Origin of the sequence: Oricola indica (assembly GCF_019966595.1) — a bacterium.
GTDB classification, from domain to species: domain Bacteria; phylum Pseudomonadota; class Alphaproteobacteria; order Rhizobiales; family Rhizobiaceae; genus Oricola; species Oricola indica.
Window position 1 is genome coordinate 62,642 of sequence record NZ_JAINFJ010000012.1, and the last position, 16,641, is coordinate 79,282.

Consider the following 16,641-nt stretch of genomic DNA (forward strand, 5'->3'; position numbering starts at 1 on the left):
GGTCAAAGTTCTCCCGGTGCGGCGTCCTGCCCCTGCGGGCGGGAAAGGATCAGCATCTGGCCGCCGGCGCGGTTGCGCCACGCCTCGCGCGCATTAGCGAGGATCGCCAGCGTGAGGAAAATGCAGCCCACCGGGACGGCGATCGTGACATAGGCGTAGGACAGGCCGCTATCTCCGAACTGGCGTTCGCGATTGAGCATGGTCAGCTGGTAGCCCTCCCAGGCCAGCACGCCCATGAAGGCGATGAAGATCGCCGCCAGAACAGTCTCGACGATAAGCCGGTTGCGATGGCCAGCATAGCGGATGAGCAGATCGACGCCGAGATGGGCGCGTTCGCGCATGGCGCGGGTTGCGCCGACGAAACAGAGCCAGATGAACAGGAGTTGGGCGAGGTCGACGGACCAGATCAGCGGGTGGCCGAAGAACCGCATCACCGATGCGATGAAGACGAGCACCACGATCACCGCCAGAAGGCCCGCTCCGGCCGCGAATTCGATGCGCGCGAAGAGGCGCCCCATTGTCTGTCTCCTCCCGTAAAAAGACAGGGACGGCGTGCCGCCCCTGTCCATTCGCTTCCCTGCGGATGCGGGTTCTACTCGGCAGCCATCGCGCGCAGCGTATCACGCAAATCGCCATAGCCCAGCATGTCGTAAACCCCGGCCGTCGCTTCCCGATAGGGCGTGACATCGGGAGCAGATATCTTGATGCCCTTGGCGGTCAGGTCGGCCTCGATCTGCTCAAGCGAATCGCGCGTTCCGTAGGAGGCGATATCGCCGGCTTTCAGCGCCTCGTCGCGCAGGATCGTCTGCAGATCGTCCGGCAGGGAATCGAACCATTGCGCCGAGGTCACCATGCCGGTGATCAGGTTGATGTGCCCCGTCTTGGTGATGTGGGTGATCACCTCGTCCAGCTTGGCGCCGGTGATGGCGGGGAACTGGGCCTCTGCGGCGTCGATGACATTCTGCTGCAGGGCCGAATAGACCTCGCCCCAGGGCATCGGCGTCGGTGTCGCGCCCATCGCCTTGATCGTCTCCACCCAGACGGGCGCGCCCGGCGTGCGCATGCGGACGCCTGCGAGATCTTCGGGACCGTTGATTTCCTTGTTGGTCAGAAGGTGGCGCTCACCCTGCCACCAGTTGAAGCTCAGCACCTGGTGTCCGGACGCGTCATGCAGCTTGGAAACCCAGTCTTCGAACATGTCGGACGTGACGACCTTGCGGATACCGTCATAGCCGGATGCGAGAAAAGGCGCGCCGAGGACACCGAACTCCTCCTGGAAAACGGCGAGGCGTCCGCCATCGACAATGACCGCGACCGGCGCGCCAGCGCGCGCCTGTTCGAGGACGTCCTCATCCGGGCCGAGTTGCGAGTTGGGGAACAGCTTGACTTCCAGGCGGCCGCCCGAAGCCTCGGCGACGTTGGACTGGAAAGCCTCGAGGCCCTTGTAAAGCGGGTCCGACTGCGCGAGCGCCGTGTTGACGCTGAGCGTGTAGTCGGCGGCCAGCGCGCCGCCGGCCGCAAAGGCCATCGCCGCAGCGGCAATGACGGACTTGATCTTGAAGTGTTTCATCGGTCTTCTCCTCCCTGACAACGCCGGATGCGGCGCATCTTCGTTTGACGGGAGACTAGTATGGTAGTATATCTTGAGTCAAGATGACAGTTAAACCAGACCTAGAATACAGCCTCGAATTGGGGGCGCCTCCACGCCAGGCGACCATGGGAAGCCACGTCTTCGACGTGTTGCGCCAGGCGATCGTGCAATTGAAGCTGAAGCCGGGCAACGCCGTTTCGGAAACGGAAATCGCCCGCCAACTCGGCGTTTCGCGCCAACCCGTGCGCGAGGCGATCATCAAGCTCGCCGATGCCGGACTGGTGGAGGTTCGCCCGCAGCGCGGCACCTATGTGCTGCTGATTTCGAAACGCGAGGTCGAGACCGCACGCTTCCTGCGCGAGGCGATCGAGGTGGCGATCGCGCGCAAGGCATCGGAACGGATCGACGCCAAGGCCGCGTCCGACCTCAGAGCCTGTCTCGAACACCAGAAAATCGCCGAGCAGAGCGGCGTCTACACCGAATTCCTGCGCCTCGACGAGCAGTTTCACCAGACCATCGCGCGCGCCGCGGATTGCGAAAGCGCCTGGAAAGTGCTTGAGGGACTGAAAGCCCAGATGGACCGGGTCCGGTTCCTGTCTATTCCGATGGCGACTCCGGTCGCCACGCTGATCGCCCAGCACGGCGCCATCGCCGAGGCCATCATCGCCGGCGATCCGGACAAGGCGGAAGCCGCGATGCGCGTTCATCTGCGCGAGATCTTGAAGTCGCTGCCGAAGCTTTCGGCGGAACATCCCGACCTGTTCGTGGAGTAACTGCCGGGCCACCGGCCAAGAAAGACCGCGGGGGACAAGCCGCGAGGGGAGAGGTACGGGAATGCGACGCACTTGGCGCTGGTTCGGGCCGCAGGACAGAGTGTCGGTGGACGACATGCTTCAGGCGAGCGTCGAGGGAGTCGTATCCGCCCTCCACCACGTGCCGACCGGAACGGTCTGGTCCGCCGAAGAGATTTCCAAACGCCAGGCCGAGATCGGCCGGAAGACCGATGGCAGTCCGTCCGGGCTCGCCTGGGAGGTGGTGGAAAGCCTTCCCGTATCCGAAGACATCAAGAAGCAGAGCGGCGACTGGCGCGCCCATATCGAGACCTACAAGGAAAGCCTCGCAAACCTGGCGGCGGCCGGCATCTCGACCGTCTGCTACAATTTCATGCCGGTTCTCGACTGGACCCGCACCGATCTCGCATGGCGATTGCCGACAGGCGGGACATGCATGCGGTTCGACTACGCGGATTTCGCGGCCTTCGACATCCACATCCTCAAGCGCGACGGTGCGCGCGACGACTTCCCTTCCGAGATCGCCTGTGAGGCCGACGAGCGCTTCGCCGCGATGAGCGAAGAGCGCAAGACGCAACTGGCGACGAATGTGGTTTTCGGCCTGCCCGGCGCGGCGGAACACATGACGCTGGACCAGGTGAAGACGCATCTCGGCGAATATAGCGACGTCACGCCGGAGCGGCTGCGCGCACATTTGATCGACTTCCTGTCGGAGGTCGTGCCGGTCGCGGAAAAGCTCGATATCCGTATGTGCTGCCATCCGGACGATCCGCCCTTCGGCCTCCTCGGCCTGCCGCGCGTGATGTCGACCGAGGCCGATTACCGAACGGTCCTCGAAGCCGTGCCGAGCCTGTCCAACGGCATCACGCTCTGTTCCGGTTCGCTTGGCGCACGCCCGGACAACGACCTGCCGGGGATGATGGAACGGCTCGGCGACCGGGTGCACTTCCTGCATCTGCGCAACGTGAAACGCGAGACCGAAGCGATGCGCGGCTCGTTCCACGAAGCCGAGCATCTCGGTGGAGACACGGACATGGTTGCGCTGATCGCGGCGGTGCTCGCCGAGGAATCAAAACGCCGCGCGGCGGGGCGCGCCGACCAGTCGATCCCGTTTCGCCCCGACCATGGCCAGGACATCATGGACGATCTCGGCCGCCGCGCGCAGCCCGGCTATCCGGCGATCGGCCGCATGAAGGGGCTCGCCGAATTGCGAGGCATCGTCACAGCGCTGTCGCATGACCGTTTCGGCGCCGCGCGAACGGACCGAAGCTGACGGTCAGGCCACGCGTTCGTAGACAAGCCCGGCGCTGTCGTGGAGGACGATGGGCCCACCGACATAGGCGTCGTCGATGGAGGGCGTCTTGAGAACGAGACGCCATCCCATGCCCTGAATGCCTGGAACCGGCAGCGTGAGCGGATCGAACTCGCCGGTTTCGCCACCTTCCATATGCGTTACGGTGAAGACCTGTTTGCCTTGGGGACCATGCCGAAGGCAGGAGAAAACGGTGCGCCCGTCCACCGGTCGCAGATAGTCGAACGTGTCGTTTGTTCCCAGATTGTCACGCAGCCATGAATTGGATCGCCGAAATTTGCGCAGCGCCAGCATGAAGCCTGTCTGGCTCGGATCGAGCAGCGGCAGCGAGTGGGCGACATTGCAGTATTCGTGCATGTCGTCCATCCACGCCCGCGCGATCGCCTTCAACTCGTCGGGCGTAAAGGTTTCCGGTCCCGCGAGTTTCGGTTCGACCGCATTCAGGAGACTCGAAATCTTGTCGAGGTCGTATTCGGTGACCTCCACCAGCGCCGGCAATATCTCGAAGAAGCGCACGAGTTCCTCGCGCGTCGTGAAGCCGATCTCCTTCAGGCGGCGAAAGTTGGACGGCACCGAATAGGAATACTCGTCCACCTGCCATTTCAGCGAGATCGCCTCTTCGGCGACGACCTTGACGCCATAGCGGTCATCCTGGTTGCGGATGAAACCCCAACTGGCCCGCGCCGCCGCGTTCAGGAAATCCATCGGCACGCCGGGCAAGGCCGCATAGGTGAGCATCGAGACGGCCGGATTGTCATAGGCCGTGTCGAGGATTTCCATGCGTGTCCGTCCGAGGCGGGTGTTGATGTTGAGCTTCGGATTGACCTGCGTTCCGCGGCGCAGCGTGTCATGGTTGGCAGTTCCCGAAATCCAGTTCGCCCCATATTGCGCGATCTCGCGGATTCGCCAGTATTTCGACAGCCAGAAGCCGTAGATGAACGGCGTGTTGTGGGCGAAAGTGAGCGGGCCCCACTGGAAGATGTCGTCGTCACCGAGATTCTCGATCACGGCGCGATAGGTGGAGGACAGTTCCCAGTCCTCCTGCGGCCAGGGCCGGCCATCCTCGAAAATGAACCAGGGCCGGAACCACGTGCCAGCGACTTCCTGCTCCACCTCCGTCATCTGGCGAAGATAGTCGTCGTCATGCTTGAGGGACTGGGTGTGCGGATCCCACCATTTGAAGTCCTGCGCCCCGTCGATACGCACGCCGTCTGCGCCGAAATCGACCTTGCGGCGCTGCATCTCCAGCAGGATCGCGCGAACCGCCGGATTCTTGTATTCGAGATTCTGGCCGTACATGTTCGGGCCGGCGAAGAAATGCGGATTGAGCGCGTCGAGGCCCTGATTGTCGGCATGGCCGAAGACCACGTCGAGAACCAGCATCTTCGGCTTTCCCGGGAAATTGTGCAGCACGGCGGCAAGATCGGCCAGTTCATCCGGCCGGCCGCTTTCCAGCAGCACCGGATTGACCGCGCCCATCCCCGAAATGACGACGTCATATCCCCAATTGGTCGTGTCCGGCCGTGTCAGGCCAACGGTTACGGACTGGTCCGTTCCGTCGGCCTCCTGCCAGAAATCGGGTCCGGTCTCGTAGACCGTCGTCGGCTCGACCGGCAGAAGCTGGACCGCGTCATAGCCGAGATAGAGCGCATCGCCCTGTTCCAGCGGCAGTTCCGCACGCAGGCGGTCGGACAGGCGTTCGAAATGCCGCGCGAGGCTGGCCAGCGTTCCACCCGCCGTAGCGGTGGGAACATGGATCTGCAGGATGTTGGTCGGTGGGCCGAAACGATGCGGTTCGTCGCCGGCGAGCGCCTCGTAATAGGCCCGGTCCGCGCGCGCCGCCTGCATGGTCCCCAGGTCGTAAAGCTCGGCGGGCGCCATCGTCCCGAATGGCAGCGACGCGGCCAGCGGATCGAGGATACGGTGCCAGTCGCCCGCGGCATCACGCCATGCGAGCGCATAGAAATCCCCGATTTCGTCACGCGTGCCCGCCTTGAGACCGGCGACGCTGGCGAAGGTATGGGCCTCGTAGCGCATTACCGGGAGATAGATGCGCTCGAAGGTGACGGTCTGGTGTGCGCGCGTGAGATCGATATCGCCGACCGGCGACAGGATTTCGAGAAACACGTCTCCATCGGGAACCCGATGATCGAGCAGTTCCGGTGTCCAGAATCCGAACTCGACGCGGTCACCGACCTTCTGCGCTCCGAGCCGGCGCGCGATGAGCGCTTCGGCGTCGAAGGCGGTCGGCTGCGTCGTCAGTTGCTCCCGGCACCATGCGACAAGTCGTTCTGTAGCCTCCGTATCGAGGCTGGCGCGGTCCTTCAGGGACATGGTTGTCTCCCGTGCTTTTCGGGCCGTGGAGACCCCTTTTTCCTCAGGTCTTCACATCCGGCGCGGTACGGCCGGTGTGACGTGTGATGCCGGCGATCGTATCGGCGGCGGCGATGACGTCTGCCAGGGCCTCCTGCGCGTCACGATGCATGCGCGAAGGGTCGGATTCGACGTCCTCGAGATACACACGCAACGTCGCACCAACGGTTCCCGTTCCCGACAGGCGCAAAACGATGCGCGCGCCGCCCTTAAAACCGATGCGTATGCCCTGTTTATCAGCGCGCGAGCCGTCGACGGGATCATCATAGGCGAATTCGTCCGCCGTCTCGACCGTGAGCCTCGCAAAATCCTGGCCGGGCAGATCGGCGAGTTTGCCGCGCAGTTCATCGACCAGCGCATTCGCCTTGTCGGCGTCGACGCCCTCGTAATCGTGACGCGAGTAATAGTTGCGTCCGAATTCGCGCCAGTGTTCGTCCATGATCTCGGCGACGGACTGGCGTTTGACGGCGAGGATGTTGAGCCAGAGCAGCACCGCCCATAGCCCGTCCTTCTCGCGCACATGGTCGGAGCCCGTTCCGGCGCTTTCCTCGCCGCAGATCGACACGCGACCGGCGTCGAGCAGATTGCCGAAGAACTTCCAGCCGGTCGGCGTCTCGTAGCAGTCGAGACCCTTCGCCTCGGCCACCCGATCGAGCGCGCGGCTTGTCGGCATCGAACGGGCCACGCCTTTCAATCCCTCGGAATAGCCGGGCGCAAGATGGGCATTGGCAGCCAGAACCGCGACGCTGTCGGACGGAGTCACATAGATGCCGCGCCCGACGATCATGTTGCGGTCGCCGTCGCCATCCGAGGCCGCACCGAAATCCGGCGCATCGTCGGCGAACATCACGTCCATCAGCTCCTTCGCCCAGATCGGGTTCGGATCCGGATGTCCGCCGCCGAAATCCGGCAGTGGTTCGGCATTGACGACACTGCCGGCCGGCGCGCCGAGCTTTTCCTGAAGAATCGCTGTCGCGTAGGGACCGGTCACGGCGTGCATCGAGTCGAAACGCAGGCGGAATCCCGACGCCAGCAAGGCGCGGATCGCATCGAAGTCGAACAGCGTCTCCATCAGAGCCGCATAATCGGCCACCGGATCTACGATCTCGATTTCCATACCGGCGAGGTTCGTCGTGCCAATGCGCGACAGGTCGATATCCTGCGTCTCGACGATATCGTAGGCGGTGAGCGTGCCGGTCGCGGCGAAGATGCGGTCGGTGACCTCCTCGGGCGCCGGACCGCCATTCGACATGTTGAACTTGACGCCGAAATCCTCATCCGGGCCGCCGGGATTGTGGCTGGCCGACATGATGATGCCGCCATCGGTGCCGCGCAGCCGGATCAGGTTGGAGGCGGCGGGTGTCGACAGGAGCGCGTTGCGCCCGACTATCATTTTCCTGGCGCCGGAAGCGGCCGCCATGCGCAGGATCACCTGGGCGGCGCGGTCGTTGAAGTATCGGCCGTCGCCGCCGAGGACAAGCGTCTTGCCCTCGACGCCACCGATGCCGATCCAGATCGACTGGATGAAATTCTCGAGAAAATGCGGCCCCATGAAGACATGCGTCTTCTTGCGCAAGCCGGAGGTGCCGGGTTTCTGGCCCTCGATGGGCGTCGTCTGAACAGTGATGCGTTGCATGGCTTGCCTCCTATCGGCCGGATTGTCGCATGATGTCGGCCGCGCGCGCAAAGCGCTCGTCCGACGAGAATGCCGAGGCGGGAACTGGCAGGCGCCGTCGCCAGTTCGGATGCTCGAAAACGGTGCCCGGAAGATTGGCCTGTTCCTCCAGCCCCAGAATATCCTCGGCCTGCAGCGCGACAAGCCGGGAAGCCGAACGTCCGAGGAAAGCGTGAAGCGCGTCCACGCAGCCCTCGTGATTTTCGATCGTCCGGCCAAATGCCTCAACATCGTCGTGGCGGGCGTGCCGTTCCCGCTCCGCAGCCTCACCATCCATGTGCCCGATCCTCGCGCGCCAATCGATATCGAGCCCCTTGCGCCAACCACGCCAGGTTGGAAGGTCGTGCGAGGCGAAGGATGCCAGCGTCTGGGGATCGTAGGTCGAGGAGTTCCGGAAACCACGGTCGCCCTGCCATTCGCGCTCGAAGACGGCGACGCGGCATCCGAGAATGCCGGAAGCGTCCAGATCGGCGCGCAGCCCGTCGGGAATATTGCCGAGATCCTCGCCGACGATCGATGCGCCGGCGCGCGCCGCCTCGATACGCGCGACGGCGAGCATCGCCCGTTTCGGCATCATTACATAGAGACCAGGCAGGCCTTCCGGACACCAGAAGGCGCGGTCGAATCCCAATATATGATCGATCCGCAAGAGGCCTGAAAAGCGGAATTGCTCGCGCAGCGTGTCGGCAAGAACCGCGAAGCCGCTTTGGGCGAGCGCCAGCGGCGAGAGAGGCGCGACGCCCCAGACCTGACCATCGGCGGAAAACGCGTCGGGCGGCGCACCGAGCGACACGCCGCGCGCGAAATGCTCCGGATCGGCCCAGGTTTCGGCACCCGAGGGATGAGCGCCGACCGCCAGGTCGAGATAGAGCCCGTAATGCATGCCCGCGCCATGCGCGGCGCGCTGCGCGTCGGCAAGCTGGGTTTCGGCACGCCATTGCAGCCAGGCATGAAAGCGCACGCGCTCGTCATTGGCGGCGGCGAATTCGCGAACGGCGGCCGCGTCGCGATCGCGGTACTCCTGCGGCCAGTCCGTCCAGTATGCCCCATGCACATCAGACAGCGCCTGGTGGATCGCGAAGCGTTCGAGTTCCTCGCCGCGCGCCGAGCGCCAGGCGTCGAAGGCCGGATCAGCCGGGCTGGCGAGATAGAGCGCATACGCGTCATTCAGCGCCTTGCCGCGCCGCGCGAAAGCCTCGGGATATTCGATCAGTTCGCTTTCGTCGGAAGCGCCTTCCTGACCCGTCTCGATATGCATGACGTTCAGATGGCGGCGGCTCGACGGCGCGTAGGGGCTGTAATTCAGCGGATCGTTCGGAAATCCGGCATGGACCGGATTGATGCCGAGAAAGCCCGCGCCAAGCCCGCCCAATGCGCCAGCCGCGCGCCCAAGGTCGCGATAGGTGCCGAGCCCGCCTCCGGCCTCAGGGCGCAAGCCGTAAAGCGGCAGCGTGACGCCCCAACCGCGCGGCGGCTCCGGCAGGCGGTCCGGCGCGGCCAACAAGGTAGTGACATTGTCGCCGACAAAAAGCCGGTGTCGCCCCAGGGGAAGATACCCCGGTTCAAGCCGGCCTTCCGCCCTGCCCTCGCGCAATGAACCGTCAGCGCATTCAAGCCGCCATTCGACCGCGCCATGCGTGGCAATTTCGAGGGCGGGCGCTTCGTCAGCGCGGACAACCATCCATTCGGGCAGGATGCGGCGTTGCCGCGCCTCGGAGAGTGACCGGAGTGTATCGGCGGCATCGCTATCGGTTTCGGCGGCGAGACCGAGCGCCGCAAGCACGGCGCGAATGCTGTCATCCGGCGCTTCCCGCCACTGCCCCGCGCCGTCGTGAAAACGCCAGACAAGGCCCGCGGTCTCCGCCAACGCCTCCAGCGCATCACTCATCCGGTCTTCTCCAAAACGAGAACCACGACCGACGCCGCCGACACGGAGACCTTGCCGCCATGCACCGTTTTCGGTTCAGTTTCGGGATGGGCCGTGTCGATCTGGAGGCTCCAGGTTTGTCCGGCGGGATCATCGGGAACCGTGACCTCGACATCCGGCCCTGCATTGAACACGGCAAAAACCGCCGCCTCGAGCGCCGCATAGGGCGGCGTGCCGGACGCAGTGCGCAACTCGGCGCAGACGAGGCGCAGATCCGGATCATCCCAGTCCTCGCTCGTCATCGGCGTACCGTCGGCGCGGCTCCAGAAAAGGTCTTCCTTGCCGTCCATGGCGCGTTCGCGGGCGTGCAGGAAACGCTTCTGGCGCAGAATCGGGTGCGCCTTGCGGAAGGCGATCATGCGCTTCGTGAAATCGAGAAAGGCGTCGTCGCCGTTCTCCCAGTCAATCCAGCTGATCTCGCTGTCCTGGCAATAGGCGTTGTTGTTGCCGCCCTGGCTGTGGCCGATCTCGTCGCCGGCGAGGATCATCGGCGTGCCCTGGGCGAGCAGCAGCGTCGCCATCATGTTGCGGCGGCGGCGCTCCCGCGCCGCGAGGATGCCGATGTCGTCGGTCTCCCCCTCGGCGCCGAGATTGAAGGAATAATTCTCGGAATGGCCGTCGCGATTGTCCTCGCCATTCGCCTCGTTGTGCTTGGAATTGTAGGCGACCACATCGGCGAGCGTGAAGCCGTCATGGGCCGAGACGAAATTGACCGAAGATGTCGCCGGACGTCCGGAGTGATCGAATTGCAGCGCCGACCCGGTCAGGCGATCGGCAAGGTCGGGCGCACGGCCGGGATCGCCGCGCCAGAACCGGCGAACGCCGTCCCGGAAACGGTCGTTCCATTCCATGAAGGGTGGCGGAAAAGCCCCGAGCTGATAACCGCCGGGGCCGATATCCCACGGTTCGGCGATCAGCTTGACCTTTGTCAGGACCGGGTCCTGCCGCACCGCGTCGAAGAAGGCCGCGCCGCGATCGAACCCGGAGGGCGTACGCCCGAGCGTGGAGCAGAGATCGAAGCGGAAGCCGTCGACATGCATCACCTCGACCCAGTAGCGCAGCGAATCCATGACCATGCGCAGCACCATGGGATGGTCGAGATTGAGCGTGTTTCCCGTGCCGGTGTCGTTCACGTAGTAACGCGGGTTCTGTTCCAGCCGGTAATAAGACCGGTTGTCGAGACCACGGAAGCTGAGCGTCGGTCCGAGCTCGTTGCCCTCGCCGGTGTGGTTGTAGACCACATCCATCAGCACCTCGATGCCCGCCGCGTGGAAGCGGGCGACCATGGTCTGGAACTCGGCGATGTCGCCCTCGTGCAGATAGCGCGGCTCCGGCGCGAAGAAGCCGATCGTCTGGTAGCCCCAGTAGTTGGTGAGGTTGCGCTCGACGAGGAAGCGGTCGTTGAGGAAGGCTTGCGAGGGCAGAAGCTCGATCGTCGTGATGCCGAGATCGACGAGGTAATCGAGCATCGGTTCCGAGGCGAGACCCAGGAACTTGCCGCGCGGCTGCGCATGGGGATGCAGCTGCGTCATGCCCTTCACATGCGCCTCATAGACGATCGTCTCGGCGACCGGCGTGTCCGGCGGCGCGTCGTCACCCCAGGAAAAGGCCGGATCGACGACGACGCATCGGGGCATGAATGGCGCGCTGTCGGTCTTGTCGTAGCTCAGATCGTCACGCTTGCGGCTGCTCTCGTATCCCATCAGCGCGTCCGACCATTCCGGATGGCCGGTCAGGCGCTTGGCGTAGGGATCGATCAGCAGCTTGTTGGGATTGAAACGATGCCCCTCGTCGGGGCGATACGGACCGTATGCGCGGTAGCCGTAGAGCTGTCCCGGGCGCAGGCCCGGAATGTAGCCATGCCAGACATCGCCGTCGCGTTCGGGCAGATCGAGGCGCGCAATTTCCTTCTTGCCGTCTTCCGAGAAGAGGCACAGCGTCATGCGGCTGGCGTGTTCGGAAAACACCGCGAAATTGACACCGTCGCCGTCAAAGGTCGCGCCAACGGGCGCCGGCCGGCCGGCGCAGATCGAGAAGTCTTGCGTCATGGATGCTGTCCGAGGCTTTCATAGAGCGCCGCATAGCGCGGCGCGGAGGCGGACCAGCCGACGGGGTGGCGCATCGCGCGGCGCTGCATGCGCTCCCAGGCGGGCTTGTCCGCAAAGAGGTCACATAGCCGCCCGAGCGCGTCGGCAAGCGAATCCGCTGTTACGGGGAAGAACTGGAATCCGGTCGCGACATCGGCAACCAGCGCCGCGTCATTGGCGCGGATAACCGTGTCGGCCAGCCCGCCTGTCATCGCGACGACCGGGATCGCGCCGTAGCGAAGCCCGTAAAGCTGGGTCAGGCCGCAGGGCTCGAAGCGGGACGGCACGATGACAGCGTCGCCGCCCGCCATCATGCGGTGCGACAGCGCCTCGTCATATCCGATGCGGACCGAAACCTGCGGCATGCCGTCGGCCGCGTTTCGCCACGCGGCCTCGAGCGCAGCGTCGCCCGATCCGAGCAGTGCGACCTGGCCGCCGCGCGCGACAAACGCCGGCAGCGCGTCTAGCAGCAGGTCGAGGCCCTTCTGTTCGGTCAACCGCGAGATCACGACCGCAAGCGGACCGTCGGTATGGGCGAGGCCGAACTCCTCGATGAGCATGGCGCGGTTGACCGCCTTCTTTTTCGGCGATTTGAAGGGGGAGATTTCGGGATCGGTCTGCGGGTCCCAGAAGGACTCGTCGATGCCGTTGAGAATGCCGACCAGATCGGCGCGACGACTGCGCAGGACGCCGTCGAGCCCCATGCCGAATTCCGGCAGCATCAACTCGCGCGCATAGGTCGGGCTCACCGTCGAGAGCTTGTCGGCATAGACCAGCCCCGCCTTGAGCGCATTGATCGCGCCGTAATATTCAAACCCGTCCGGCTGGAACCCCGACGGCGGCAGGCGCAGCCCTTCCAGCCGGGACGCGGGCGCCATGCCATGAAACGCGATGTTGTGAATGGTCAGCAGACTGGGAACGTGGGCCGGCGCATCCATTTCGCGCAGATAGACCGGCGCGAGCGATGCCTGCCAGTCATGCAGGTGCATGACGTCCGGCCGCCAGTCGCCGACACCCTCGGCCGCGATGGCGGCGGCGATCCAGCTCAGCGCGGCGAAGCGTTCGGGATTGTCCGGCCAGTCTTTCCCGTCGGGTCCGAGATAGATCGCGCCCTTTCGGTCATAGAGATGGGGCGCATCGAGGACCAGCAGGTCCAGCCCGGCGACCGTCGCTTCGAGCAGACGCGCCGGACCGCCCATGAGGTCGGCATCCTCGCGAACCACACGTTTTCGTTTCAGAGCGGCTATGACGGAAGGATATCCCGGCAAAAGCGTCCGAAGCTTCCACCCGGTCTCCAGCATGGCAGCGGGTAGCGCGCCCGCGACGTCGGCCAGTCCGCCAGTCTTGATCAGCGGCGCGCATTCCGACGCCACGGACAGCGCTTGCCTCATCCGGCGGCTCTCCGATCGAGCATCTGCTGGGTGATCAGGGTGATGCCGTTTTCGCTGACGCGGAACCACTTGGCGTCTTCCTCCGGATCCTCGCCGACGACGAGGCCGGTCGGGACCACGACGCCGCGGTCGATGACCACATTGCGCAACCGCGCATTTCGCTCGATGACCGCGTATGGCAGCACAACCGCATGTTCGAGGACCGAGAAGGAATTCGAATGAACTCCGGTGAACAGCAACGAGTTGCGCACTTCCGTCCCGGAGATGATACAGCCGCCGGAAACGAGGCTCGAGACGGCCGTACCGCGCCGCGCCTCCTCATCATGGACGAATTTCGCGGGGGGGACGCTCTCCGAATAGGTCCAAATCGGCCAGTTGCGGTCCCACAGGTCGAGATCGGGCGTGAAATCGGTCAGGTCGATATTCGCTTTCCAGAACGCATCGACCGTGCCGACATCGCGCCAATAGGCCGGCGCCTCGGGCGTGTGCTTGACGCAGCTTTCGGAGAAGCGGTGCGCCATGGCCTTGCCGTTCTTGACGATGTCGGGGATCAGGTCGCCACCGAAATCATGCCGCGAATTCGGATCGGCGGCATCGGCGAGCAGCAGTTCGCGCAGAAAGGGCCAGGAAAAGACATAGATGCCCATGGAGGCGAGCGCGACATCGGGATCCTCCGGCGTGCCCGGCGGGTCGGCCGGCTTTTCCAGGAAATCCGTGATGCGATCATTCGTGTCGATGGCCATCACGCCGAAGGCCGTCGCCTCCTCGCGCGGCACCGTCAGGCAGCCGACCGTGACGTCGGCGCCCGTTTCGACATGCTGGCGGATCATCACCTCGTAATCCATCTTGTAGACGTGATCGCCGGCCAGGATCAGCACATAATCCACATCGTAGCTGTCAACGATGTCGATGTTCTGCGTCACCGCGTCGGCGGTTCCCATGTACCACATGTTCTCATCGACGCGTTGTGAAGCCGGCAAAATATCGAGGTACTCATTGCGTTCCGGTCGGAAGAAGTTCCAGCCCCTCTGGCAATGCCGGATGAGCGAATGCGCCTTGTACTGGGTGGCGATCGCCATCTTGCGAATCCCGGAATTCAAGGCGTTCGAGAGGGCGAAGTCGATAATTCGGGTCTTGCCGCCAAAGTAAACGGCGGGCTTGGCGCGGCGGTCGGTCAATTCCTTTAGCCGACTACCTCTTCCGCCCGCGAGCACAAAAGCCATGCTCCTGTTCGTTAACCGGGAAATTGCCATGGTTGCGTCTCCTCCCTTGGTCACGCCTCGAATGCCAGAATAACGGTCGACAGCGGAGGCAGTGTGACACGCGCCGAGGCCGGCTGGCCGTGGTGCCCCTCGCCTGTCGCGGTCACGCCGCCCATATTGCCGCGATTTCCGCCGCCATAGATATCCGCATCGGTGTTGAGCGCCTCGCGCCACCGCCCGGCGGCGGGCAAGCCGCACAGCCAGTCCCGGCGCTCGACCGGCGTGAAATTGCAGATCGCGACAACCGGCGGATCATCGGGTCCGCCGAGGCGGATCCACGCATATATGGAATCCTCGCTCGCATTGGCTTCGATCCACTGGAAGCCGTCGCTTTCGCAATCCTTGACGTGCAGTGCGGGCGTTGCCCGGTAGAGCGTATTGAGATCGCGCACAAGGCGCTGCACACCCTGATGATTGGGATACTGCGTCAGCTCCCAGGCGACCTCGCCTTCGTGGTTCCACTCCGTCGGCTGTGCGATCTCGCAGCCCATGAAAAGAAGCTTCTTTCCCGGATGGGCCCACATGAAGCCGTAATAGGCCCGCAGATTGGCGAAGCGCTCCCACTCATCGCCCGGCATGCGCCCGAGCATCGAGCCCTTGCCGTGCACGACCTCGTCATGGCTGATCGGCAGGATGAAGTTCTCCGAAAAGGCGTAATGCAGACCGAAGGTCATCTGATGGTGATGAAACTTCCGGTGAATCGGCTCGCGCCCGATATAATCGAGCGTGTCGTTCATCCAGCCCATGTTCCACTTGTAGCCGAAACCGAGGCCGCCACTATCGACCGGGCGCGACACGCCGGGAAAGCTGGTGCTTTCCTCGGCCACGGTCATGATGCCTCCGACTTCGCCATAGACGGTGGTGTTCATGCGCTGAAGCATGGCGATGGCCTCGAGATTCTCGCGTCCGCCGTGCTTGTTGGGAACCCATTCGCCTTCCTTGCGCGAATAGTCGCGGTAGAGCATAGAGGCGACCGCATCCACGCGCAGCCCATCGACGTGATATTCCTCCAGCCAATAGAGCGCGTTGGACACCAGATAGTTGGCCACTTCGACGCGGCCGTAGTTGAAGATCAATGTGTTCCAGTCTTGATGGAACCCCTCGCGCGGGTCGGCGTGCTCGTAAAGCGCTGTGCCGTCGAAACGGCCGAGACCGTGCGGATCGGTCGGGAAATGCCCCGGCACCCAGTCGAGGATAATTCCAATATCCTTTTCATGCGCCGCCTCGACGAGGTCGCGAAATTCGTGCGGCGGACCATGGCGGATGGTCGGTGCATAGAGCCCGACGGGCTGATAGCCCCATGAACCGTCGAAAGGATACTCGCTGAGCGGCAGGAACTCGATATGGGTGAACCCCATATCATGCACATAGTCGACCAGTTCGACCGCCGCTTCCTTGTAGGAAATCATCCGGTTGTCTTCGTCGTGACGGCGTTTCCACGACCCAAGATGCACTTCGTAGACGGATATCGGCGCGGTCCGGGCGTCGCGGCCGGCGCGGTCCTCCATCCAGTTATCGTCTTTCCAGCCATAGCCCCCGATGTCGCGGACGATGGAGGCATTTTCCGGCGGGTGCTGGGACCCGAAGCCGACCGGGTCGGCCTTGAGCGGCTGTACCGTGCCGTCGGGTCCGACGATGCGATATTTGTAATGGGTCCCTTCGCCGACGCCCGGAATGAAAATCTCCCAGACACCGGTGGAGCCGCGTCGCCGCATGATATGGCGGCGGCCATCCCACCAGTTGAACTCACCCACCACGGAAACGCGTTGAGCGCTTGGCGCCCAGACCGCGAAATGCGTGCCGTTCGTGCCCTCATGCGTGATCACATGCGCGCCGAGCACCTTCCAGAGACGGCGATGGGTTCCCTCGCCGATCAGGTATTCGTCCATCTCGCCGATTACCGGTCCGAAGCGGTAGGGATCGCCGAACTCCCAGCTTTTTCCATCGGCCGAGCCGCGCAGGCGATAGGGCTCGCCGGACGGGATCTCGCCGTAGAAGACCGTCGGCGCGCCGGGAAGGGGCGAAAGTTCGACGGTGGCGGATGGTGTTTCGGCAGCCAGGGACTGCGCGCCGGGATCGTGCGCGATCAGCCAGGTCTTGCCGTCTGTTTCATGTGGCCCAAGCACGGAGAACGGATCATCATGCGTGCCGTCGGCAATGCGACGCGCCGTCTCCTCTGTGATCAGGCTTGCGATCGGTTCGGGTCTGGATTTCATGGCCTAAGGCTATCTG

General features: G+C 63.9%; 11 protein-coding genes. 2 read left to right on the forward strand and 9 right to left on the reverse strand.

Features of this window, described 5'->3' with window-relative positions; genetic code table 11:
• Positions 1-2: 2 nt before the first annotated feature.
• On the reverse strand, positions 3-518 hold the full coding sequence (locus LC343_RS21385; protein WP_223479214.1) for a TRAP transporter small permease: 516 nt from the start codon (positions 516-518) through the stop codon (positions 3-5).
• A gap of 74 nt (positions 519-592) precedes the next feature.
• Entirely contained in the window at positions 593-1,570 is a 978-nt protein-coding gene (locus LC343_RS21390; RefSeq protein ID WP_223479215.1) for a C4-dicarboxylate TRAP transporter substrate-binding protein, read from the reverse strand.
• 83 nt (positions 1,571-1,653) lie between these two features.
• Here LC343_RS21390 and LC343_RS21395 point away from each other — a divergent pair, with 83 nt between their 5' ends.
• Together LC343_RS21395 and uxuA are read left to right on the forward strand one after the other, a co-directional pair.
• The gene (locus tag LC343_RS21395; protein ID WP_223479216.1) at positions 1,654-2,364 is read left to right on the forward strand and encodes a GntR family transcriptional regulator; all 711 of its coding nucleotides are present in this window, start codon (positions 1,654-1,656) and stop codon (positions 2,362-2,364) included.
• A gap of 61 nt (positions 2,365-2,425) precedes the next feature.
• On the forward strand, positions 2,426-3,655 hold the full coding sequence (gene uxuA, locus LC343_RS21400) for a mannonate dehydratase (protein ID WP_223479217.1): 1,230 nt from the start codon (positions 2,426-2,428) through the stop codon (positions 3,653-3,655).
• A 3-nt stretch (positions 3,656-3,658) separates the two neighbouring features.
• Here the strand turns inward: uxuA and gghA are convergent, their stop codons facing one another.
• From gghA to glgB, 7 genes are read right to left on the reverse strand one after another with little or no spacing between them, the layout of a single operon-like run.
• Positions 3,659-6,028 (reverse strand): glucosylglycerol hydrolase, encoded by a 2,370-nt coding sequence (gene gghA, locus LC343_RS21405; RefSeq protein WP_223479218.1) that lies wholly within the window; start codon positions 6,026-6,028, stop codon positions 3,659-3,661.
• 43 nt (positions 6,029-6,071) lie between these two features.
• Complete coding sequence (locus LC343_RS21410; protein WP_223479219.1) at positions 6,072-7,703, reverse strand: alpha-D-glucose phosphate-specific phosphoglucomutase; 1,632 nt, start codon at positions 7,701-7,703, stop codon at positions 6,072-6,074.
• A 10-nt stretch (positions 7,704-7,713) separates the two neighbouring features.
• Positions 7,714-9,630 (reverse strand): 4-alpha-glucanotransferase, encoded by a 1,917-nt coding sequence (gene malQ / locus LC343_RS21415; protein ID WP_223479220.1) that lies wholly within the window; start codon positions 9,628-9,630, stop codon positions 7,714-7,716.
• The gene (glgX, locus tag LC343_RS21420) at positions 9,627-11,717 is read right to left on the reverse strand and encodes a glycogen debranching protein GlgX (protein ID WP_223479221.1); all 2,091 of its coding nucleotides are present in this window, start codon (positions 11,715-11,717) and stop codon (positions 9,627-9,629) included. Before glgX ends, malQ begins: the two co-directional genes overlap by 4 nt.
• On the reverse strand, positions 11,714-13,147 hold the full coding sequence (gene glgA, locus LC343_RS21425; protein ID WP_223479222.1) for a glycogen synthase GlgA: 1,434 nt from the start codon (positions 13,145-13,147) through the stop codon (positions 11,714-11,716). Before glgA ends, glgX begins: the two co-directional genes overlap by 4 nt.
• A complete protein-coding gene (gene glgC / locus LC343_RS21430) occupies positions 13,144-14,400 on the reverse strand; it encodes a glucose-1-phosphate adenylyltransferase (RefSeq protein ID WP_223479223.1) in 1,257 nt (418 codons plus the stop codon). Before glgC ends, glgA begins: the two co-directional genes overlap by 4 nt.
• Positions 14,401-14,420: 20 nt before the next feature.
• A complete protein-coding gene (gene glgB / locus LC343_RS21435) occupies positions 14,421-16,625 on the reverse strand; it encodes a 1,4-alpha-glucan branching protein GlgB (protein ID WP_223479224.1) in 2,205 nt (734 codons plus the stop codon).
• Positions 16,626-16,641 lie beyond the last annotated feature (16 nt).